19 protein-coding genes are annotated in these 22,491 nt (G+C 70.5%); 14 read left to right on the top strand and 5 right to left on the bottom strand.

What is annotated here, in order from left to right:
- Positions 1-68: 68 nt before the first annotated feature.
- The 5 genes from ACIRP7_RS35245 (at position 69) to ACIRP7_RS35225 (ending at position 7,193) form a co-directional block, all read left to right on the top strand.
- Complete coding sequence (locus ACIRP7_RS35245; protein WP_403668252.1) at positions 69-833, top strand: DeoR/GlpR family DNA-binding transcription regulator; 765 nt, start codon at positions 69-71, stop codon at positions 831-833.
- Entirely contained in the window at positions 830-2,167 is a 1,338-nt protein-coding gene (locus tag ACIRP7_RS35240; protein ID WP_403667859.1) for a 6-phospho-beta-glucosidase, read from the top strand. Before ACIRP7_RS35245 ends, ACIRP7_RS35240 begins: the two co-directional genes overlap by 4 nt.
- Positions 2,168-2,243: 76 nt before the next feature.
- Positions 2,244-5,291: an alpha-mannosidase gene (locus ACIRP7_RS35235; protein WP_403667856.1), complete on the top strand. Its 3,048-nt coding sequence runs from the start codon at positions 2,244-2,246 to the stop codon at positions 5,289-5,291.
- Positions 5,292-5,294: 3 nt separating this feature from the next.
- Complete coding sequence (locus tag ACIRP7_RS35230; RefSeq protein ID WP_403667852.1) at positions 5,295-6,545, top strand: alpha-L-fucosidase; 1,251 nt, start codon at positions 5,295-5,297, stop codon at positions 6,543-6,545.
- Between the two features lie 126 nt (positions 6,546-6,671).
- Positions 6,672-7,193 carry a cupin domain-containing protein gene (locus tag ACIRP7_RS35225; RefSeq protein ID WP_403667849.1) on the top strand — a complete coding sequence of 174 codons (522 nt, stop codon included), beginning with the start codon at positions 6,672-6,674 and terminating at the stop codon, positions 7,191-7,193.
- Between the two features lie 53 nt (positions 7,194-7,246).
- On the opposite strand, the gene ACIRP7_RS35220 is transcribed toward ACIRP7_RS35225, so the two are convergent.
- Positions 7,247-8,926: a carbohydrate binding domain-containing protein gene (locus ACIRP7_RS35220; RefSeq protein WP_403667846.1), complete on the bottom strand. Its 1,680-nt coding sequence runs from the start codon at positions 8,924-8,926 to the stop codon at positions 7,247-7,249.
- 146 nt (positions 8,927-9,072) lie between these two features.
- A complete protein-coding gene (locus tag ACIRP7_RS35215) occupies positions 9,073-10,209 on the bottom strand; it encodes an ATP-grasp domain-containing protein (protein ID WP_403667843.1) in 1,137 nt (378 codons plus the stop codon).
- A 263-nt stretch (positions 10,210-10,472) separates the two neighbouring features.
- Here ACIRP7_RS35215 and ACIRP7_RS35210 point away from each other — a divergent pair, with 263 nt between their 5' ends.
- Together ACIRP7_RS35210 and ACIRP7_RS35205 are read left to right on the top strand one after the other, a co-directional pair.
- Positions 10,473-11,333, top strand: coding sequence for a metallophosphoesterase family protein (locus ACIRP7_RS35210; protein WP_403667840.1), 861 nt, complete (start codon positions 10,473-10,475; stop codon positions 11,331-11,333).
- Positions 11,330-12,010, top strand: a complete 681-nt coding sequence (locus ACIRP7_RS35205) for a 4'-phosphopantetheinyl transferase (protein WP_403667838.1) — start codon at positions 11,330-11,332, stop codon at positions 12,008-12,010. The genes ACIRP7_RS35210 and ACIRP7_RS35205 overlap by 4 nt, the downstream gene beginning before the upstream one ends.
- 718 nt (positions 12,011-12,728) lie before the next feature.
- On the opposite strand, the gene ACIRP7_RS35200 is transcribed toward ACIRP7_RS35205, so the two are convergent.
- The gene (locus ACIRP7_RS35200; protein WP_403667835.1) at positions 12,729-12,977 is read right to left on the bottom strand and encodes a hypothetical protein; all 249 of its coding nucleotides are present in this window, start codon (positions 12,975-12,977) and stop codon (positions 12,729-12,731) included.
- A 245-nt stretch (positions 12,978-13,222) separates the two neighbouring features.
- Between ACIRP7_RS35200 and ACIRP7_RS35195 the strand changes: the two genes are divergently transcribed.
- The gene (locus ACIRP7_RS35195; protein ID WP_403667832.1) at positions 13,223-14,221 is read left to right on the top strand and encodes an alpha/beta fold hydrolase; all 999 of its coding nucleotides are present in this window, start codon (positions 13,223-13,225) and stop codon (positions 14,219-14,221) included.
- A gap of 14 nt (positions 14,222-14,235) precedes the next feature.
- On the opposite strand, the gene ACIRP7_RS35190 is transcribed toward ACIRP7_RS35195, so the two are convergent.
- Positions 14,236-14,766, bottom strand: a complete 531-nt coding sequence (locus ACIRP7_RS35190; RefSeq protein ID WP_390007037.1) for a toxin-antitoxin system, toxin component — start codon at positions 14,764-14,766, stop codon at positions 14,236-14,238.
- Positions 14,767-14,798: 32 nt separating this feature from the next.
- Positions 14,799-15,455, bottom strand: a complete 657-nt coding sequence (locus ACIRP7_RS35185; protein WP_403667829.1) for a helix-turn-helix domain-containing protein — start codon at positions 15,453-15,455, stop codon at positions 14,799-14,801.
- A 224-nt stretch (positions 15,456-15,679) separates the two neighbouring features.
- On the opposite strand from ACIRP7_RS35185, the gene ACIRP7_RS35180 reads away from it, so the two are divergent.
- The 6 genes from ACIRP7_RS35180 (at position 15,680) to ACIRP7_RS35155 (ending at position 22,478) form a co-directional block, all read left to right on the top strand.
- Positions 15,680-16,330 (top strand): hypothetical protein, encoded by a 651-nt coding sequence (locus tag ACIRP7_RS35180; protein ID WP_403667827.1) that lies wholly within the window; start codon positions 15,680-15,682, stop codon positions 16,328-16,330.
- Positions 16,331-16,472: 142 nt separating this feature from the next.
- The gene (locus ACIRP7_RS35175; RefSeq protein ID WP_403667824.1) at positions 16,473-17,468 is read left to right on the top strand and encodes a LacI family DNA-binding transcriptional regulator; all 996 of its coding nucleotides are present in this window, start codon (positions 16,473-16,475) and stop codon (positions 17,466-17,468) included.
- 227 nt (positions 17,469-17,695) lie between these two features.
- Entirely contained in the window at positions 17,696-19,042 is a 1,347-nt protein-coding gene (locus tag ACIRP7_RS35170) for an ABC transporter substrate-binding protein (RefSeq protein WP_403667821.1), read from the top strand.
- 5 nt (positions 19,043-19,047) lie between these two features.
- Positions 19,048-20,004: a carbohydrate ABC transporter permease gene (locus ACIRP7_RS35165; RefSeq protein WP_403667818.1), complete on the top strand. Its 957-nt coding sequence runs from the start codon at positions 19,048-19,050 to the stop codon at positions 20,002-20,004.
- Positions 20,001-20,861 (top strand): carbohydrate ABC transporter permease, encoded by an 861-nt coding sequence (locus tag ACIRP7_RS35160; protein WP_403667815.1) that lies wholly within the window; start codon positions 20,001-20,003, stop codon positions 20,859-20,861. The genes ACIRP7_RS35165 and ACIRP7_RS35160 overlap by 4 nt, the downstream gene beginning before the upstream one ends.
- Before the next feature lie 33 nt (positions 20,862-20,894).
- A complete protein-coding gene (locus ACIRP7_RS35155) occupies positions 20,895-22,478 on the top strand; it encodes a glycoside hydrolase family 13 protein (protein WP_403667812.1) in 1,584 nt (527 codons plus the stop codon).
- The last annotated feature ends 13 nt before the right edge of the window (positions 22,479-22,491 follow it).

Genomic DNA, 22,491 nt, shown 5'->3' with positions numbered 1-22,491 from the left:
GAGATTGGTCAATACCCAAGCAGAACTGAGCATAGAAATGATTGAAGATGACGAGTAGTGTTCACGGCGTGCTGGCTGAACGACGACACCAACTCATCCTGCGGGCCCTGCGCTCCGGCGGCCCCGCGGCTGTGACCGACCTCTCCGAGCAGCTCGGTGTGAGCCCCGCCACCATCCGGCGTGACCTCGTCAAGCTGGAGGAGGACGGGCTGCTCACCCGGGTGCACGGCGGCGCGCGCGCCGAGGAGGGCGATCAGCCCTTCGCCGAGGTCGCCGAGGTCCGGGTGGCCGAGAAGGACGCCATAGCCGCTTGCGCCGCGGCGCTGGTCCAGGACGGCCAGTCCGTGCTGCTCGACATCGGCACCACCGCCTACCGGCTGGCGCGGCAGCTGCACGGCCGCCGGCTCACCGTGATCACCAGCAACCTGGTGGTCTACGAGGAGCTCGCCGACGACGAGGGCATCGAGCTGGTGCTGCTCGGCGGGATGGTCCGCCGCGAGTACCGCTCCCTGGTCGGCTTCCTCACCGAGGACAACCTGCGCCAGCTGCACTCCGACTGGCTCTTCCTCGGCACCAGTGGAGTGCGCCCGGGCGGGCAGGTGATGGACACGACGGTCGTGGAGGTGCCGGTGAAACGGGCGATGATCAAAGCGAGCGAAAAGGTCGTCCTGCTCGCCGACACCGCCAAGTTCCCGGGCACGGGCATGGCGAAGGTCTGCGGTCCCGAGGCCCTGGACGTGGTGGTGACGAACGCGCCGGTCGACGCGGTGACCCGTTCCTCCCTGGAGGAGGCGGGCGTCGAGGTGGTCCTGGCAGGAAAGGCTCAACGGTGAAACTGACGATTCTTGGCGGCGGCGGCTTCCGGGTCCCGCTCGTGTACGGCGCGCTGCTGACGGACCGCGCGGAGGGCCGGGTGACCGAGGTCGTCCTGCACGACCTGGACGACCGAAGGCTCTCCGCGGTGACCCGAGTGCTCGCCGAGCAGGCGGCACAGGTCCCGAGCGCCCCCACGGTGACCGCCACCACCGACCTCGACGAGGCCCTGCGCGGCGCCGACTTCATCTTCTCGGCGATCCGCGTCGGCGGCCTGGAAGGGCGTGCCGACGACGAGCGGGTGGCCCTCGCGGAGGGCGTCCTCGGCCAGGAGACGGTCGGCGCGGGCGGCATCGCCTACGGCCTGCGCACGGTCCCGGTGGCCGTGGACATCGCCCGGCGCGTGGCCCGCCTCGCCCCCGACGCCTGGGTCATCAACTTCACCAACCCGGCGGGCCTGGTCACCGAGGCCATGTCCCGCCACCTCGGCGACCGCGTCATCGGCATCTGCGACTCCCCGGTCGGCCTCGGCCGCCGTATCGCGCGCGTGCTCGGCGCCGACCCCAACGAGGCGTGGATCGACTACGTCGGCCTCAACCACCTCGGATGGGTCCGCGGCCTGAAGATCGCCGGCCGGGACGAGCTCCCGCGCCTGCTCGCCGACCCCGACCTGCTGGGCTCCTTCGAGGAGGGCAAGCTCTTCGGCGTCGACTGGCTCCAGTCGCTCGGCGCGATCCCCAACGAGTACCTGCACTACTACTACTTCAACCGTGAGGCCGTCCGCTCCTACCAGCAGGCCGAGAAGACCCGCGGCGCCTTCCTCGCCGACCAGCAGGCACGGTTCTACGACGAGGTCGGTGCCCCCGGCGCCAAGGCACTGGACGTCTGGGACCGCACGCGTGCCGAGCGCGAGGCCACCTACATGTCCGAGAACCGGGAGACGGCCGGCGCCGGCGAACGCGACGCCGACGACCTCTCCGGCGGCTACGAGAAGGTCGCCCTCGCCCTGATGCGGGCCATCGCCCGCGACGAGCGCGCCACCCTGATCCTCAACGTCCGCAACCAGGGCACGCTCTCCGTGCTCGACCACGACGCCGTCATCGAGGTGCCCTGCCTCGTCGACGCCAACGGCGCCCACCCCGTCTCCGTCGCCCCGCTGCCCGACCACGCCACCGGCCTGGTCTGCTCGGTCAAGGCGGTTGAGCGGGAGGTGCTGGCCGCCGCCGAGTCCGCCTCGCGCACCACCGCGGTGAAGGCCTTCGCGCTGCACCCGCTGGTCGACTCCGTCAATGTCGCCCGCAAGCTGGTCGAGGGCTACACCTCGGTGCATCCGGGGCTCGCGTACCTTAAGTAGCGTCTGTTTTTGGAAAGCGCTTTCCCCGCGCTCCCCGGCCCCACCGGCTCGCCCTCTCCCTCCCTGGAGACCCTTCATGCACGACGAACGCCGCCGCATCGAGGAGCGCGTCCAGCGCGCCCACGACCAGCGCATCAAGCCCGCGATCTACGCGGCCACCGTCCCGTTCGAGGTCGAGGCCTGGCAGGCGCCGGGCGAGCCGGTCTCCTTCGAGGAGGCCGCGGCCGCCCGCTACACGCCCTTCGCGATGGACACTCCGTGGGGCCCGCCCTGGGGCACCACCTGGTTCCGGATGCGCGGCCGGGTGCCCGCCGAGTGGGCCGGGAAGCGCGTCGAGGCCGTCATCGACCTCGGCTTCGTGGGCGACTGGCCCGGCAACCAGGCCGAGGCCCTGGTCCACCTCGCCGACGGCCGCCCTTTGAAGGCCGTCAACCCGCTCAACCAGTACGTCCCCGTCGCCAATCCGGCGAACGGCGGCGAGGAGATCGACTACCTGGTCGAGGCCGCCTCCAACCCGGACATCCTCAAGGACAACTTCTCCAAGGTCACGCCGATGGGCGACAAGCTCACGGCCGGCTCCGCGCCCCTCTACACCTTCCAGCGCGCCGACCTCGCGGTCCTCGACGAGGAGGTCTTCCACCTCGATCTGGACCTTCAGGTGCTGCGCGAGCTCATGGTCCACCTCGCCGAGCACGAGCCCCGCCGCCACGAGATCCTGCACGCCCTGGACCGGGCCATGGACGCCCTCGACCTGGACGACGTCTCCGGCAGCGCGGCGGCGGTCCGGGAGGTCCTCGCGCCGGTGCTGGCCAAGCCCGCCCACGCCAGCGCCCACACCATCTCCGGTGTCGGCCACGCCCACATCGACTCCGCGTGGCTGTGGCCCATCCGCGAGACCAAGCGCAAGACGTCCCGCACCTTCTCCAACGTCACCGCGCTCGCCGACGAGTACGACGACTTCATCTTCGCCTGCTCCCAGGCCCAGCAGTACGAGTGGGTGCGCGACAACTACCCGCACGTGTGGGCCCGCATCCAGGACTCCGTGAAGAAGGGCCAGTGGGCCCCCGTCGGCGGCATGTGGGTCGAGGCCGACGGCAACCTGCCCGGCGGCGAGGCCATCGCCCGCCAGCTCGTCCACGGCAAGCGCTTCTTCATCGAACACTTCGGCGTCGAGACCAAGGGCGTCTGGCTGCCGGACTCCTTCGGCTACACCGCCGCCTACCCGCAGCTCGCCAAGCTCGCCGGCAACGACTGGTTCCTCACCCAGAAGATCTCCTGGAACCAGACCAACAAGTTCCCCCACCACACCTTCTGGTGGGAGGGCATCGACGGAACCCGCATCTTCACCCACTTCCCGCCCGTCGACACCTACAACGCCCGCTTCAGCGGCGAGGAGATGGACCGCGCGGTCCGCAACTACTCGGAGAAGGGCGGCGGTTCACGCTCGCTGGCCCCCTTCGGCTGGGGCGACGGCGGTGGCGGCCCCACCCGCGAGATCATGGAACGGGCCCGGCGCCTCGCCGACCTGGAGGGCTCGCCCAAGGTCGTCGTCGAGCACCCCGACGAGTTCTTCGCCCAGGCCCGCGCCGAGTACCCGGACGCCCCGGTCTGGGTCGGCGAGCTCTACCTGGAGCTGCACCGCGCCACCTACACCTCCCAGGCCCGCACCAAGCAGGGCAACCGCCGCTCCGAGCACAAGCTGCGCGAGGCCGAGCTGTGGGCGACGACGGCCGCGCTGCACGCGCCGGGCTACTCGTACCCGTACGAGAAGCTCGACCGCCTGTGGAAGACGGTCCTGCTCCACCAGTTCCACGACATCCTGCCGGGCTCCTCGATCGCCTGGGTGCACCGCGAGGCGGAGGCCGAATACGCGCGCGTGGCCGAGGAGTTGGAGGCGCTGACGGCCGAGGCGGTGGCCGCGCTGGGGGCCGGTGGCGCGCGGGTCTTCAACACCAGCCCGTTCGACCGGGCCGAGGTGGTCCGCACCTCCGAGGGCGCTCTGGCGTACGTCGAGGTACCCGCGAGCGGCAGCGCGTCGCTGACGAACGCGGAGCCCGCCCAGCCCGTGAAGGCCGAGGGGCGGGTCCTCGACAACGGCCTGGTGCGCGTGGAGGTGGCGCAGGACGGCACGCTGTCGTCCGTCCTCGATCTGCGGGCCGGCCGGGAGGTGCTGGGCGACAAGGGCAACCTGCTCCGCCTGCACACCGACCTCCCGAACTACTGGGACGCCTGGGACATCGACAAGCACTACAACAACCGGTACACGGATCTCCTGGAGCCCACGTCGGTGGAGGTCGTCTCCGAGGACCCGCTGCTGGGCGCGATCCGCGTGACCCGGGCCTTCGGCAAGGGCTCGACGATCACCCAGACCATCACCCTGCGCGCCGGCAGCCCCCGGATCGACTTCGAGACCGACATCGACTGGCACGAGGCCGAGAAGATCCTCAAGGCGGCCTTCCCCGTCGACGTGCGGGCCGCGCACTCCTCGGCGGAGATCCAGTTCGGCCACGTCCAGCGGCCCACGCACACCAACACCAGCTGGGAGGCGGCCCGTTTCGAGGTCTCAGGGCACCGCTGGGTGCACATCGGCGAACCGGGCTACGGCGTCGCCGTGCTCAACGACTCCACCTACGGCCACGACGTCTCCCGTACGGTCCGGGAGGACGGCGGTACGACGACCACGGTCCGGCTCAGCCTGGTCCGCGCCCCGCGCATCCCGGACCCGGAGGCCGACCAGGGCAGGCACCGCTTCACCTACGCGCTGCTGCCCGGCGCGAGCATCGAGGACACCGTCGCCGAGGGCTACTCCCTCAACCTCCCGCTCCGGGTGGCGGACGCGGCCGGCGCCCCCGAGCCGGTCGTCTCGGTCGACGGCCAGGGCGTGACCGTCGAGGCGGTCAAGCTCGCCGACGACGGCTCCGGGGACGTCGTGGTCCGTCTCTACGAGTCGGGCGGCGGCCGCGCCCAGGGTGTGCTGCGCACCGGGTTCCCGCTGGTCGGCGCCCGGGTCACCGACCTGCTGGAGCGCCCGCTGGAGGACGAGACGGCCGAGGTCACCGACGGCGGGGTGCGGATCTCGCTGCGCCCCTTCCAGGTGCTGACGCTCCGGCTGAGCAGGGGCTGACCCATGCCGATGCAACCGTGGTTCACCGACGCCAAGCTGGGGATCTTCGTCCACTGGGGTATCTACGCCGTGGACGGCGTCCAGGAGTCCTGGTCGTTCTACGACGACATCGTCCCGCACGAGCGGTACATGTCCCAGCTGGAGCGCTTCACGGGGGCGAGGTACGACGCCCGCGCGTGGGCCGACCTGTTCGCCCGCGCGGGCGCGAAGTACGCGGTGCTGACGAGCCGTCACCATGACGGAGTGGCCCTGTGGGAGACGGAGTTCGGCGACCTGAACCTCGGCATGGACTACCTCGGTCCCTACGCCGAGGCGCTGCGGGACAAGGGCCTGAAGGTGGGCCTGTACTACTCGCACTCCGACTGGAACCACCCCGACTACGCCTCCACGCGCAAGCCGGGCCGCCCGCCGGAGCAGGAGGACAACCGCTACTCCGAGGTCGCCGCCGAGGACGAGGACCTGGCGGCCTGGGAGCGGTTCATCGCCTACCGGGACGGCCAGGTCCGGGAGCTCGCCTCCCGCTACCGGCCCGACCTGATGTGGTTCGACGGCGAGTGGGAGCGCAGCGAGGAGCAGTGGCGCATCCCCGAACTCGCCGCGCTCATACGGTCGTACGTGCCGGACGTCGTCTTCAACGCGCGCATGCTCGGCGAGGGCGACTACGCCACCCCCGAACAGGGCGCTCCCATCGAACCCCCGGATAGCCCCTGGGAGTTGTGCCTGACGATCAACGACTCCTGGGGGTACCGGCACGAGGACCACCACCACAAGTCGCTCGCCCAGCTGATCCGCTACTTCACCGAGACCATCGGCGGGGGCGGCAATCTGCTGCTGGACGTCGGCCCGATGGAGGACGGCACCATCCCGGAGCCTCAGGTGGAGCGCCTGGAGGGTCTGGGGGAGTGGATCCGCAAGCACTCCGAGGCGGTGTACGGGACCGTGCGCGGGCTGCCCGCCGGGCACCACTACGGGCCCAGCACGCTCTCCGCGGACGGCCGCACGCTCTACCTGGTGCTCTTCGACGCACCTCGCGCCGAAGTGGGCCTGAAGGGCCTGGTCACCCCGGTCCGCAGGGTCACGGTCCTGGGCACCGGCAGGGAACTGGGCCACCAGGTGGTCGGCGGACTCCACGAGGCCGTGGGCATCGTGTGGATCGACCCGCCCGCCGAGGCCCACCTCGATCCGTACGCCACGGTGCTCAAGGTGGAACTGGACGGGGAACTGGAGCTGTACCGGGGGGCGGGCCGGTTCTGAGGCTCCTTGCCCGAAGTCCCGGGTCGCGGCCCCCGTTCCGGGCGGCCGTGACCCGGGAATTGACCCATGATTCCGGCCCGGAAATGCCCCCCGCAGTCGGTCGGTTGGCTGCGTAGTGTCGTAGGCATGACGACGACGAAGAACGACGAGACCGCGCAGACCACGGACTTCGCCCCGGTCCTCACCCGCGCCGCCGACGCCGAGACGACCCGCGACCCGAGCAGCGTGATGACGCTCCTCGCGGACTCCGACGACACCGGCGGGCGGCTCACCGGCTACCGGTCGACCTTCGCCGAGGGCGCGGTCGGTGCGCCCGCGCATCTGCACACCAGGGCCTCGGAGATGTTCTTCGTGATCGAGGGGGCGCTCCAGGTGCTGGTGGGCGAGGAGATCACCGTCCTGGAGGCGGGTGACTTCCTCGTGGTGCCGCCGCACACCCCGCACGCCTTCGCCGCCGCGCCCGGCAGGACGGCCGACGTGCTGTTCGTCTTCACGCCGGGCGCGGGCCGCTTCGACTACCTTCGACTGCTCGGCCGGGTGATGCGCGGCGAGGCCGATCCGCAGGAGATCAAGGACTCCTCGGAGCGGTTCGACAACCACTACGTCGACAGCCCGGTGTGGCGCGAGGCGCTCGCGGCCCGGGGCTGAGAGAAGACCGGAGGCCCCCGGCAGCCGCACGGCGCCGGGGACCTCGCGCGTCCTCAGCCGGTGAAGCCGGCCGTGATGGAGGTGAACTGCCAGGTGCTCTGGCTGATGCCGGAGCAGTTGCTGACGACTCCGCCGCCCGGGCACGGCCGGTCGCGGTTGACGGACCAGAAGGCGAGCCGGGCGAGGTGGTGGGAGTTCGCCCAGTCGCGGATCTGGGTCCAGATCCCCGGGGTCGTGTTCTCCTGCTGGTCGGAGAGGCCGTTCATGCCGGAGATGCCGATGTGGGCGTACGCGGTGGCGTCGTCCCAGCCGAAGGTGGACTTCAGCTTGGCCTTCAGTCCCTCCGTGGCGTTCACGGTGCTGCCGTACATGTCGGAGCCGCCGCCGAAGTCGAACGGCATGATGGTGAAGACGTCGATGTTGGCGCCCAGCGACTGCGCCTGCTCGATGAGCCGGTTGCCGTAGTAGGTCGGGCCGGTGGTCGAGGTGCCGAAGGTGACGATGGTCTTCAAGCCGGGGTTGTTGGCCTTGACCGTCTTCAGCGCGGTCAGGATCCTCGCCTGCACGGCCTCGTTCTCGAACTCGTCGCTGTTCTCGATGTCCATGTCGATCGCCTTGAGCGAGTAGGCGTCGATCACCTTCTGGAGGGCGGCCGCCAGCGCGCTCGCGGAGGAGCAGTTGGCACCGAGCTTGCTGCCCTGCCAGCCGCCGAACGACGGCACGATGTCACCGCCGGCGGCACGGATCTGGTTGATGGCACTCTGGTCGACACCACCGGTCAGCGGCCGGCTGCCGTCCCAGGCGGGGTTGCAGCCACCGGAGTCCAGCACGAACGCCATCGTGAACCACTTGACGCCGGTCGTACTCATCACCGTGGCCGGGTTCGGCGGATCGCCCCAGCCCTCGTACAGATATGGCGCCGCCTGCTTGAAGCCGGTGCCGCCCCCGCCGCCCGCGTCGGTCGTCACGCTCACCGAGTTGGAGGCCCCGGAGGTGTTCCCGGCCGCGTCGCGCGCCCTGACGGTGAAGGTGTACGCCGTGCTGGGCGAGAGACCGCTGACGGTGGCGGACGTACCGGAGACGGCGAGGACGTTGTTGGAGCCGCTGTAGATGTCGTAGGCCGTGACGCCCACGTTGTCCGTCGAGGCGTTCCACTTCAGAGACACGCTGGACGACGTCTTGCCCGTGGAGGCGAGCCCCGTCGGCGCGCTCGGCGCCTGGGTGTCCGAACCGCCCCCGCCGCCGGGCCCGTCGAGGCTGATGTCGTCGGCGTAGTAGGTGCCCTGGGCGTACCAGCCGTGGACGTAGATCGTGGCGCTGGTCTGCGCGGTGCCGGTGGTGAAACTCGTGGTGAGCTGGCTGTACGCCGACGGGGAGCTCGTCCACGTGGAGGCGCCGCCGTTCACGCCGAGGTAGACGTAGGAGCCGCGGACCCAGCCGCTGAGCGAGTAGGTCGTGTTCGGCTGGACGGCGACGGTCTGGCTGCACTGGGCGTTGTCGCTCGAACTCACCGCGCCCTGAAGGGCCTTGGAGCCCCCGTGGACGGGAGAGGAGACGACCGAACCGAGGTTTCCGGTGCAGGTCCAGGGGGAGAGACTGCCCGATTCGAAGCCGGGGTTGGTCAGGATGTTGGCCGCCTGAGCCGTGCCGGGCAGCGCGAGGGCACCGACGAATGCCAGTGCGGCGGAACCGAGGAGGGCGACAAGTCTGGAACGTCTGAGTGGGTTGCGCACGCGATCTCCCTGAAGAAATGGGGGTGTTCGGGAGTGCAGAGAGCTGCAGGGGAGTGCAGCGGGGTGCGCAACCAAGTTGGTATGGACCAATCGGCCTGTCAAGATGAGCGGCAGGATTGGTCCATACCGGTGGGGGTGAGGGCAACCTAGAGCGGCAGCACCTGACCCGCTGTCTGGACGACAACGGGCTCAGCGGTCGCAGCCGCAGGAGCGGGCACCGCGGGCAACGGCTCGGAAACCTCGCGCTGGCCCGGAATCGACACCGGCCGCAGCTGCCGCACCCCCGACACCACCGTGTAGTCCTGTCCCAGGAACGGCGGCTCGATCACTCCGGTGTCCTCCCCGAGCGCCAACTGCACCGCGGCCCACGGCACGTTGACCCCGCACAGGGACAGCTGGTGCAACCCGCCCGCCGGGCGCGTGTTCACATCCATCAGCACCGGCCGGTCGTCCAGCATCCGGAACTGGATGTTGGAGAGATAGTGCAGCCCGAACCCCTCGGCGACCAGCCGCGCAGGCTCCAGCCACTGCTCGTCCTGCGTGAACCCGCGACGCCGCCCGTTCTTCGTGCGGCCGATCGCCAGCCGCACCCGGTTGTCCGGTCCGGTGAGCGTGTCCACGGACACCTCCGGCTGCTCGAGACGCGGCATGACCAGCCAGTCCACCTGCTCCCCGGACTGCTCCAGCGCCTCGACGACCATGTCGAGGGACACGTACGGGCCCGGGAACCCGTTGAGCTGCGCGAGCGAGAAGGGGGCGCGCGTGATGATCCGGAAGCCCACCCCGCCCGCGCCGGACGCGGGCTTGAAGCAGGCCTTGTGACCGTCGGCCTCGAGCTTCTCGACGGCCGTGACCAGCTCGTCCGCGGTCCGCACCCGCCACCACGGCGGCACCGGAACACCGACCGCCTGGACCGCCTCGTAGGCGATCACCTTGTCGTGGAAGACGGCGACGGCCTCCGGCGGCGGCGCGAGCAGCGCCGTACCGAGCGCGGCGAAGTCGGCGCGGTGGGCGACGATCGCCGCCTGGTGCAGCCGGGGCACGAACACGTCGATGCCCCGCTTGTGGCACTGGTCGAGGGCGTACTCGACGTAGGCGGCGGGGGACAGCCCCTCCGGCTCCAGCTCGGCGGTGTCTGCCGCCGCCAGCACGGGTGAGTCCGCGTCCGCGTGCGTCGCATGGATCTCGACGGCTCTGTCGCTGGGATTTCGCCGCAGCTGATCCATGAAGAACACGTTCTCCGCGTACGTGCGGTTGAGCCAGACGCGTACGCGAGAGTGCATTCAGGCCGCCTTTCGGGGTTTTCGGGCAGGGCGAAGCGGGCCCGTGCCCGGGCAGGGTGATTGGAGGGACACCAAACCGCCCCTTGCGAAGGGAGGTACGTGCGGTGGTGTTGGGGCGATCATACGGCTTTCAAGGGGGCACGCGTGCAACGCCCGTGTTACGGAATTCCCGATCATGAAGCGCCACCGCCCCGGCCCCCTCTTGTACCGGGAAAACAAATGTGTTCTCGTGGTCCCACTCGGGTGCTCGGAGGGGGCGAGAGGTGACGTCTACGGCCGGTGACGCGGCACAGCTTCTGGCCGTCAGCGACCTGCACATCGGCTATCCCGAGAACCGCCGACTCGTCGAGGAGATGCGCCCCGGCACCGACGACGACTGGCTCCTGGTGGCCGGTGACGTCGCTGAGACCGTCGCCGACGTCCGCTGGGCCCTCGAGACCCTCGCCGGCCGCTTCCGCCAGGTCGTCTGGGCCCCCGGCAACCACGAACTGTGGACCCACCCGAAGGACACCGTCACGCTGCGCGGGGTCGCCCGCTACGAGCACCTCGTCGAGATGTGCCGGGAGCTCGGCGTCCTCACCCCCGAGGACCCCTACCCGGTCTGGGACGGTCCCGGCGGCCCCGTCGCCGTCGCCCCGCTGTTCCTGCTGTACGACTACTCCTTCCTGCCCGCCGGCTGCACCACCAAGGAGCAGGGCCTGGAGTACGCGCACGGCACCGGCGTCGTCTGCAACGACGAGTTCCTGCTGCACCCCGACCCCTACCCCTCCCGCGAGGCCTGGTGCCGGGCCCGGGTCGCCGAGACCGAGCGCAGGCTCGCCGCGCTCCCCGACGACCTGCCCACGGTCCTGGTCAACCACTACCCGCTGGACCGGCACCCGACGGACGTCCTGTGGTACCCCGAGTTCGCGATGTGGTGCGGCACCACGCTGACCGCCGACTGGCACCGCAGGTTCCGCGTCGAGACCATGGTCTACGGCCATCTGCACATCCCGCGGACCACCTGGCACGAGGGCGTCCGCTTCGAGGAGGTGTCGGTGGGCTATCCGCGGGAGTGGCGCAAGCGGGCCGAGCCGCCGGGACGGCTGCGCCGGATCGTGCCTGGGGAGGTCGGCGCGCTGTGATCGAGGAACTCCTGCCGGACTCGGTGGTGGCCGTCGAGGCCCACGGCCACGACGAGCCGGAGAACGCCGTGCTGTACCCCGAGGAAGCCGCGCTCATCGCGCGCGCCGTCCCCAAGCGCCGCCGTGAGTTCGCCGTGGTGCGGGCCTGCGCCCGCAGTGCCATGGAGAAGCTCGGGGTGCCGCCGCAGCCGGTGCTGCCCGGGGAACGCGGCGCCCCGCGGTGGCCGGCCGGACTCACCGGCAGCATGACCCACTGCGACGGTTACTGCGCCGCCGCCCTGGTCCGCGCCGCCGACCTCGCCTCCCTCGGCATCGACGCCGAACCCCACGGGCCGCTCCCGGACGGCGTGCTGGAGAGCGTCTCTCTGCCGGGGGAGCGGGTCCGGCTGCGGGAACTCGCCCGGGCGCACCCCCTGGTCCACTGGGACCGGCTGCTGTTCAGCGCCAAGGAGTCCGTCTACAAGGCGTGGTTCCCGCTCACCGGCAAGTGGCTGGACTTCTCCGAGGCCGACATAGAGATCCTGGTCGACCCCGCACAGCCCGCCGGTGGCGCTCTGCGAGCCGAACTCCTCGTCCCCGGCCCCCTGGTGGGCGGCGAGCGGCGCGGCGTCTTCGAGGGCCGCTGGACGGTCCGGACCGGCCTGGTGGCGACCTCGATAACGGTGCCGCACAACTGACCACTCGGCCCGGCCTCGGCCGTCGGCCTCCGGTGGGGGTGGCGGCACGGTGGGGTTCACACCGGGTGGGCCTGCGGTGGGGGTGGCAGCACAGTGGGGATCATCTCGGGTGGGTCTCCGGCGACTTGGCGTGGGCGTGCGGATCAGGCCCGTTGAGCTCCGGCGGGCGTGGTGGGGCGTGCGCAACAAGCTTGTTGGGCCGCCGATGACACCGCAGGCGCGTGCCGATCAGGCTCGTTGAGCCGCCGGCGGCGTAGTGGGAGCGTGCGGACGACGCTTGTTGGCTGCCGACGGGCATGACGGCATGTTGCGGCTCACTCCCGCAGGCCCGCCGGCGACTGGGCAGGAGGGCGCAGCTCCTGCCCGTTGGTCCGCCGGCGGCCCGGGGGACCCTGGGGAGCATGCTGGTGCCGCTGGCGGGCATGGCGGGCATGGCGGGCATGGCGGGCATGGCGGGCATGGCGGGATGGTGTGGTCCATGCCCGCAGGCTCTCCGGCGACACGGCGACACGGCGACACGGCGACACGGCGACACGGCGACACGGCGACCGTGCGGCTGATGCCCGTTGGGCTGCCGGCAGCATGGCCGGTGCGTGCGGATCACGGCCGTTGAGCCACCGGCGGCGCGGCGGCCGTGTGGATCACGCCCATTGGGCCGCCGCGGCGCGTGAGGATCACACTCGTTGAGCCACCGGCGGGCATGGCCGCAGCCCGCGGGTCATGTCTGCCGGGGCTCCGGTGGGCACCAGGTCTGGAGCAGCCTGAAGAAAGCCTCCTCGTTGCCCGCGAGGCCCGCATCCGCCAAGGCCTGTTCGGCCTCGGCGAGGACCGCCGGCGGGACGACCGGTGGCCGCGCGGTGTCGGGTGGGCCGGCCGCGGTGTCGAAGGCGGCTCGGACCGTGTGCAGCAGCCGCAGATACGCCTGGACGGCGGTGCGCTCACGGTCGGTCAGTACGGCGGTGGGCATCGGCGGCTCTCCCCAAGTCGGCGTCGGTCGCACCCCCGGACGGGGCACGTCGGTCGCACCCCGCACGGGCGTGCATCTCCAGCTTGCCGTCCCCCACTGACAATCCGGCCTCCGTGCCCGTTCGTTCGCTCGCTTAGCGGAGGCGAAACCTCACCGAAATCACCGTGCGGAAAGCGGCCCTACGCTGGGAGGAAGGGCTTTCGGCCGTCTTGATCCGCGGCCAGGTGAACGGGAGGCGAGCGCACATGGTCGACGACCCGCGGCGACGCCCGGTACGCGCCGTCCGGCTGCGCTCGGTCGGCGACGGAGAACTGGAGTTGCGACACCGCACGGTGCACGGATACCGCCGTGCCTTCCGCATGGCGGGTGAGGGGCCGCCGCTCGTCCTCATCCACGGCATCGGCGACTCCTCGGCGACCTGGGCCGAACTCATTCCCGACCTCGCCCGCACCCACACCGTGATCGCCCCCGACCTGCTCGGCCACGGTGACTCCGAAAAACCGCGCGCCGACTACTCGGTGGCCGCGTACGCCAACGGCGTGCGCGATCTGCTCACCACCCTCGGCATCGAGTCGGCCACCCTGGTCGGGCACTCCCTGGGCGGGGGAGTGGCCATGCAGTTCGCCTACCAGTTCCCCGAGCGCACCGAGCGGCTCATCCTGGTCAGCGCGGGCGGTGTGGGCCGTGAGGTCAACCCCGTGCTGCGGCTGGTGTCCCTGCCCGGCGCCCACCTCATGCTGTCCTCGCTGCGGCTGCCCGGCATGCGACTCCAACTGGGCCTCGCGATCCGTCTGATGAGGCTCCTGGACACCGACCTCGGCCAGGACGCCCCGGACCTGCTGAACCTCGTCGACGCGCTCCCCGACGAGACCTCCCGCAACGCCTTCATCCGCACCCTGCGCGCGGTCGTCGACTGGCGAGGACAGGTCGTCACCATGCTCGACCGCTGCTATCTCACCGAGGGCATGCCGACCCTGCTGCTGTGGGGCGACCGGGACAGCGTGGTGCCCGTGCGGCACGCCTTCGGGGCACACGAGGCGATGCCCGGCAGCCGTCTGGAGATCTTCGAGGGCGCGGGACACTTCCCCTTCCACACCGACCCCGCCCGTTTCGTCTCCCTGGTCGAGGAGTTCACCGCCACCACGGCCCCGGCGGACTGGAGCAGGGACCACTGGAGGGAGCTGTTGCGTGAGGGCGGTCCGGGGAGTGTGCTGAGGGAGGCCGGCGAGCGCAGCGCGACGTGACCTTCGCCGAACTCTCAGCCCTGCGGCCCCAGATACCCCAGCGACACCTCGATCCGCCCCGCCAGATGGTCCCGCTGCGCCGGCCCGCGCAGCGGCGAACCCGCCAGCCAGGTCCGGCACTTGCTGGCCAGCAGCAGGCCGAAGCTCTCCGCCTCCCGCTCGTCGTCGAGGTCGAAGCGGCTGCGGGCGGCGACCTTGCGGACCGTGGCCTGGAGGTCGGCGTCGTCATGGAGGAGGCGGGCGGCGACCGCGGCGCCCTCGACGTGATGGGAGCAGTGGCCGGCGTTCATGTGCCACAGCTCGTGGCCGAGGATGACCAACTGGTGGTCGGGCGCGGTGCGTTCCTCGATCACGACCAGGTCCTGGTCGGCCATGTCGAGCCACAGTCCGCTGGCCGTGCCGGGCGGGAAGGGCGCCGTACGGAAGTGGACCGGGCGGCCCCGGCGTCTGCTCATCGCGTCGCACAGGGCGCCGTAGAGGTCCTCGGGCCGTGCCGGGGCGTCGAGTTCCAGCTCCGCCACCAACTCGCCGCTCAGGCGGCGCATGTGCTTACCGATGCCCACAGTTGTCTCCCGGATCAGGACTCGGGCCGCTTGACGCTCTCCAGGAGCATGTCCAGCCACTCGGCGACCTTGTCACGGTGCTGGTCCGTGGGCAGCTGCGCGGCCCGCCAGGCGATCCCGCGGACGCCGTGGTCCTGCAGCAGCCGCTCCAGCGGGTCGCGGGCGGCCGCCGCGGCCTCCCGCTCACGGTCGGCGAGTTTGTGCAGGAGCTCCTGTTCGGTGTGCTGGAGGGCACCCGCGAGCGCCTCGGGGTCCTCCGCGGTGAGGAATCCGGCATGCACGCGGAAGAACCGCTGGATGGCGTCGCAGTGCTCCATGGTGGGCCGCCGGTCGCCGTTGATGAGGGCGCCCGCCTGCTGCCGGGACATGCCCGCGCCGTCGGCGATCTCCTGCTGGGTGTACTTGCGCCCGTTGGGCTTCAGCCGGGTGCGGCGCAGCAGGTCGAGCCGCTGCAGGAACCGCGCCTGGACGTCGGGTTCACCCGCCGGGCGCCCGCTCAGCAGGGCCTTGACCACGGGTTCGGGGACGCCGGAGGCGACGGACAGTCGGCCGGTGTCGAAGACCTGCGCGTGCGGCACGCCGAGCCGGCCGGCGAGTGCGCCGACGCGGGCGACGACGGCCGTCAGCACGACCGTTGCCGCGTCGTCCGGGCTCTCGAAGCCATCCGACACCGACAGATCTCCTACGTCTCTCACCCGACTTCTCACAGGCGGTCGCCGTGAACTTCCCGGAGAGTAGCCCGTTGTTCGAACTCACATCCAGGTGTCGCCACAACTGTGGCCAATTTCAGCCGTCAACCGCCACGGAATGCCACGATAGTTGACACGACTTGTTCCGGAGAAGCAGGATCAAGGCGCCGCGTGAAGGCCGCATAGGCAAGAGGGGTGACCTCCCGATGGCATATCAGGCAGGTGGGCAGCGGTCGGAACTGCGGCCCGTCCCCGAGGGGCTCGAAGCCCAGGCATACCTTCAGGACTACGCCACGCTCCTGGAAGCCGTCGCTTTCCCGTCCGTCGTCCTCGACCACCGCTGGGACGTCGTTCTCGCCAACACCGCTTTCGCGTCACTTTTCCGTGCCGTGGGTCCGCATCCGACGGCCATGCCGGGTGACAACTTCCTCCGGTTCGTCCTCTTCCATCCCGACGCCGGCAGCGTCCTCGGCGAGCACGAGTCGCGGTGGTGCCTGCCGATGCTCGCGCACTTCGCCGCCGCGGTGGAGCGGCACGGCCACGACCACGGCCTCCAGGCGATCCGCCGGGACATCGCCCAGGACCCGATCATGGACGCCGCCTACCGGCACGGGCTGCCGCACTGGATCCGCGCGGTCGGCGAACAGGCCGTGGAGCACGACGGCTCCGTACGCCCCCTGGTGCACCCCGATCCCCGTTGGGGCGCCACCGACTGCCGGGTCGTCGACGAGACCCCGCGCACCCTGCGCGACCTCGGCTACACGCGTCTGACGCTGGTGCTGCGCCCGGCTCCCACCAGGCGCCGCCCGCGGCGCACCGCGGCCCACCTCACGGTGGTGCCCACCCCCGAGGCCTGACGGGCACCGTCGGCGTTCAGGTCGCCGACGGCGCTTCGTCAGTAGTCACCAACGCTTTGAGTAGTCACTGACGCTGCGTTGGTCACTCACGCACTTACGCATTACGCAAGCCGCTTGCATTTCTTGCGCTATTCTTGCGCGTATGACGCGACGACTTGCCGAGGTTGCCAAGAAGGTCGGGGTCAGTGAGGCCACGGTCAGCCGGGTGCTCAACGGCAAACCGGGGGTCTCCGAGGGCACCCGGCAGGCCGTGCTGTCCGCGCTGGACGTGCTTGGGTACGAGCGGCCCACCCAGTTGCGCGGTGAGCGGGCCCGGCTCGTGGGGCTGGTGCTGCCGGAGCTCCAGAACCCGATCTTCCCGGCCTTCGCCGAGGTCATCGGCGGTGCCCTGGCCCAGCTCGGGCTGACGCCGGTGCTGTGCACGCAGACCAAGGGCGGGGTGTCCGAGGCCGATTACGTGGATCTTCTGCTGCAGCAGCAGGTCTCCGGTGTCGTCTTCGCCGGCGGGCTCTACGCCCAGGCGGACGCGCCCCACGACCACTACCGGCGGCTCGCCGACCGGAACATCCCGGTGGTGCTGGTCAACGCGTCCATCGACGACCTCGGTTTCCCGGGCGTGTCCTGCGACGACGCGGTGGCCGTCGAACAGGCCTGGCGGCATCTCGCCTCCCTGGGCCACGAGCGGATCGGCCTGGTGCTGGGCCCCGCGGACCACATCCCGTCGGCACGCAAGCTCGCCGCCGCACAGGGGCTCGGTGAGCTGCCCGACGAGCGGGTCGCGCGGGCCATGTTCTCCATCGAGGGCGGGCACGCGGCGGCCGCCCGGCTCATCGACCGCGGGGTCACCGGCTTCATCTGCGCCAGCGACCCCCTCGCGCTCGGCGTCATCCGGGCCGCCCGCCGCAAGGGCCTCGACGTGCCCGGTCAGGTGTCGGTCGTCGGCTATGACGACTCCGCCCTGATGAACTGCACCGAACCCCCGCTGACCACCGTCCGCCAGCCCATCGAGGCCATGGGCCGAGCCGCCGTCGAGCTGCTGAACGCGCAGGTCGGCGGAAGTGCCGTACCGCCCGAGGAACTGCTCTTCGAGCCCGAACTGGTGGTCCGGGGATCCACCGCGCAAGCGCCTCGCGACTGAACGGCCATGTCCACCAGGACCTCGCAGCCGTCGCCCGCCGCGGCTGCCGGCGCGGCCTCGTCCGCCCGGTCGACCGCGCCCACGGCCGCCCGCTCGGTGATCGACTCCCTCCTCCTCGCTCATCGCTCTGTCGAATAATTTCAAATTCTGCGTGACATCTTGCGGACAGTTGTCGGCGGTGCTTGAGTGTGCGGCGCCCACCGCTCCTGCCCACGAGGGGTCCACCGATGAGAAGCACCGGGTACCGCCGTACCGTCGCCGCGCTCAGTGTCTGTTCGCTTGCCCTGGTCGTCTCCGCCTGCGGATCGGGCGACGACACGGCGAGCGGCAAGACCCGCATCACGGTCAACTGCATGCCGCCCAAGAGCGCCAAGGTCGACCGGCGGTTCTTCGAGCAGGACATCGCGTCCTTCGAGAAGCAGCACCCGGACATCGACGTCGTCGCGCACGACGCCTTCCCCTGCCAGGACCCCAAGACCTTCGACGCCAAACTCGCCGGCGGGCAGATGGAGGACGTCTTCTACACGTACTTCACCGACGCCAAGCACGTCGTGGACATCAGCCAGGCCGCCGATCTCACCCCGTACGTCAAGGAGTTGAAGAGCTACGGCACCCTCCAGCAGCAACTCCGCGACATCTACACCGTCGACGGGAAGATCTACGGCATCCCGCGCACCGGCTACTCGATGGGCCTGATCTACAACAAGAAGCTCTTCGAGAAGGCCGGCCTCGACCCCGAGCAACCCCCGGCCACCTGGGAGGAGTTGCGCGCCGCCGCCAAGAAGATCGCCGCACTCGGTGACGGCGCCGTCGGATACGCCGACTACAGCGCCCAGAACCAGGGCGGCTGGCACTTCACGGCCGAGCTGTACTCCCAGGGCGGCGACGTCGTCAGCGCCGACGGCAAGAAGGCCACCATCGACACCCCCGAGGGCCACGCGGTCCTGCAGAACCTCCACGACATGCGCTGGACCGACGCTTCCATGGGCAGCAAGCAGCTGCTCGTCATCAACGACGTCCAGCAGATGATGGGTTCGGGCAAGCTCGGCATGTACCTCTCCGCCCCGGACAACATCCCGATCCTGGTCAAGGAGAAGGGCGGCAACTACAAGGACCTCGCCCTCGCGCCCATGCCCGGCGGCAAGGGCACGCTCATCGGTGGCGACGGCTACATGGTCAACAAGAAGGCGAGCCCCGATCAGATCCGGGCAGCCCTGCAGTGGCTCGACCACATGTTCCTCACCCCCGGCGCCGGCTTCCTCGGTGACTACGCCCGCGCCAAGAAGGCCGACGCCCCGGTCGGCCTGCCGGAGCCGCGCCTGTTCACCGGCGCCGCCGACGCCAAGGACCAGCAGGTCAAGAAGGCCAACGCCAATGTGCCCGTGGAGAACTACCAGGCCTTCCTCGACGGCAACCAGAGCCTGCGGATGAAGATCGAGCCGCCGAACGCCCAGCAGATCTACTCCGTCCTCGACAGTGCCGTCTCCGCCGTCCTCACCAAGAAGGACGCCGACATCGACCAGCTCCTCAAGGACGCCTCGACCAAGATCGACGGCATCCTGGCCCGGAGCTGACCCCCATGAAGACGGTGGACAGCCCACCCCACGCGGTCATCGCCGCACCCCCGATCCAGGCGCCGCCTCCCGCAGGGGACCGGAGGCGGCGCCGCCTCGCCGACCAGGTGCGCGCCTACGGCTTCCTCCTCGGCGGACTGCTCTGCTTCGCGCTCTTCTCCTGGTACCCGGCGATCCGCGCCGTCGTGATCGCCTTCCAGAAGTACACGCCGGGTTCCGAGCCGGAATGGGTCGGCACCGCCAACTTCACCCGCGTCTGGCACGACCCGGAGTTCACCGCCGCCTGGCGCAACACCCTCACCTTCACCCTGCTGGCCCTGCTCATCGGCTTCGCGATCCCCTTCGTCATGGCGCTGGTGCTCAATGAGCTCAGACACGCGAAGGCGTTCTTCCGGGTGGTCGTCTACCTGCCCGTCATGATCCCGCCGGTGGTCAGCGCCCTGCTCTGGAAGTGGTTCTACGACCCCGGAGCCGGCCTCGCCAACGAGGCGCTGCGCCTTGTGCACCTGCCCACCTCGAACTGGTCCAACGGCGCCGACACCGCGCTCGTCTCCCTGGTGATCGTGGCGACCTGGGCCAACCTGGGCGGCACGGTGCTGATCTACCTGGCCGCCCTCCAGTCCATCCCCGGCGAGCTGTACGAGGCAGCCGAACTGGACGGCGCCAACCTCCTCCAGCGCATCCGGCATGTGACGATCCCTCAGACCCGATTCGTCATCCTCATGCTGATGCTCCTTCAGATCATTGCGACCATGCAGGTGTTCACCGAACCGTTCGTGATCACCGGCGGCGGTCCGGAGAACGCCACGGTCACCGTCCTCTACCTGATCTACAAGTACGCCTTCCTCTACAACGACTTCGGTGGCGCCTGCGCCCTGAGCGTCATGCTCCTGGTGCTGCTGGGCGCCTTCTCCGCCGTGTACCTGCGGCTGACCCGGTCCGGAGAGGGGGAGCTCGCATGAGCAGCCGCACCCTGGTCTCCCCGGCGACGCTCGCCCGCCCGCGCGGCAGGGCCCTGTACTGGACCGTCTTCACCACCGTCGTCGTGCTCTTCGCGCTCGCGTTCCTCTTCCCGGTCTACTGGATGGTCACCGGGGCGATGAAGTCGCCGGACGAGGTGACGCGCACCCCGCCCACCCTCGTCCCCGAACAGTGGCACCTCGACGGCTACAGCGACGCCTGGGACCTCATGCAGCTCCCGCAGCACCTGTGGAACACAGTGGTCCAGGCCGCCGGCGCCTGGGCGTTCCAGCTCGTCCTGTGCACGGCCGCCGCCTACGCCCTGTCCCGGCTCAGGCCCGTCTTCGGCAAGGTGGTCCTCGGCGGCATCCTCGCCACACTGATGGTCCCGGCCCAGGCCCTGGTCGTACCGAAATACCTGACCGTGGCGGACCTGGGCCTGCTGAACGACCCCCTGGCCATCTGGCTGCCGGCCGTCGCCAACGCCTTCAACCTGTACCTGCTCAAGCGGTTCTTCGACCAGCTCCCGCGCGATGTGCTGGAGGCCGCCGAGATCGACGGCGCCGGAAAGCTGCGCACCCTGTGGTCGATCGTGCTGCCCATGTCACGGCCGGTCCTCGGGGTGGTGTCGATCTTCGCCCTGGTCGCCGTCTGGCAGGACTTCCTGTGGCCGCTGATGGTCTTCTCCGACACCGACAAGCAGCCCATCAGCGTGGCACTCGTCCAGCTGTCGCAGAACATCCAACTGACCGTGCTCATCGCCGCGATGGTGATCGCCAGCATCCCGATGGTCGCCCTGTTCCTCGTCTTCCAGCGGCACATCGTCGCCGGGATCGGCGCGGGCAGCACGAAGGGCTGACACCGTCCGTCCGCCAACAGAAGGGAACCCCCAGTGGGACAGCCCACCGAGTGGTGGCGCTCCGCCGTCATCTACCAGGTCTACGTCCGCAGCTTCGCCGACGGCGACGGGGACGGCACCGGCGACCTCGCCGGAGTACGCGCCAGGCTGCCGTATCTCGCCGAACTCGGCGTGGACGCCCTGTGGTTCAGCCCCTGGTACCTCTCCCCGATGAAGGACGGCGGCTACGACGTCGCCGACTACCGCGCGATCGACCCGGCCTTCGGCACCCTCGCCGAGGCGGAGAAGCTCATCGCGGAGGCACGGGAGCTGGGCATCCGCACGATCGTCGACATCGTGCCCAACCATGTCTCCGACCAGCACCCCTGGTTCCGGGCCGCGCTGCGGGCTGGGCCCGGCAGCGCCGAACGCGAGCTGTTCCACTTCCGGCCCGGACGCGGTGAGCACGGTGAACTCCCGCCCAACGACTGGCCTTCGCAGTTCGTCGGCTCGGCCGAGCCCGTGTGGACGCGGCTGCCCGACGGCGACTGGTATCTGCATCTGTTCACCCCGCAGCAGCCCGACCTCAACTGGGCCCACCCCGCCGTCCGCCAGGAGCACGAGGACATCCTGCGCTTCTGGTTCGAACGGGGAGTGGCGGGCGTCCGCATCGACTCGGCCGCCCTGCTCGCCAAGGACCCCGACCTGCCCGACCTCGCTCTCCACCCCGACCCGCACCCCTTCGTCGACCGCGACGAACTCCACGACATCTACCGCTCCTGGCGGGCCGTCGCCGACGAGTACGACGCGGTCTTCGTCGGCGAGGTCTGGCTCCCGGACACCGAACGCTTCGCCCGCTACCTGCGCCCCGACGAGCTGCACACCGCCTTCAACTTCTCTTTCCTGTCGTGCCCTTGGGACGCCGGGCGCCTTCGCACCTCGATCGACACGACCCTCGCCGAGCACGGCCCGGTCGGCGCCCCCGCCACCTGGGTGCTGTGCAACCACGACATCACCCGCACGGTCACCCGCTACGGCCGTACGGACACCGGCTTCGACTTCGCGGCCAAGGCCTTCGGGACCCCGACCGACCTGGCCCTCGGCACCCGGCGGGCCCGGGCGGCGGCCCTGCTCACGCTCGCCCTGCCCGGAGCCGTCTACGTCTATCAGGGCGAGGAACTCGGCCTGCCCGAGGCGGACATCCCGCGCGACCGCATCGAGGACCCGATGCACTTCCGTTCCGGCGGCACGGACCCCGGGCGGGACGGATGCCGGGTGCCGTTGCCGTGGGCGGCCGGGGCGCCGCACGCCGGGTTCGGGGGCGAGCCCTGGCTGCCGCAGCCCGCCGACTGGGCCTCGTACGCGGCCGACCGGCAGGCCCTGGACCCCGAGTCGATGCTCAGCCTGTACCGGGAAGCCGTCCGGATCCGGCCGGTCTTCGGCGACGGCCCGCTCACCTGGCTGCCCGCACCCGAGGGCGTCCTCGCCTTCACCCGTGCGCAGGGCTCCCTGTGCGTGGTGAATCTCGCCGACAGCCCGGCCGACCTCCCCGTACACACCCAACTGCTGCTCGCCAGTGGCCCCTTGGACCCGCGGGGCCGACTGCCGAAGGACACGGCGGTCTGGCTGCACGGCTGAGACCGCCACACCC

The sequence above is a fragment of the Streptomyces sp. NPDC102270 genome (genome assembly GCF_044766405.1).
In the GTDB taxonomy this organism is placed as follows: Bacteria; Actinomycetota; Actinomycetes; order Streptomycetales; family Streptomycetaceae; genus Streptomyces.
The sequence above is the reverse complement of the archived record's forward strand: the minus strand, read 5'-3'. Positions and strand labels throughout refer to the sequence as shown.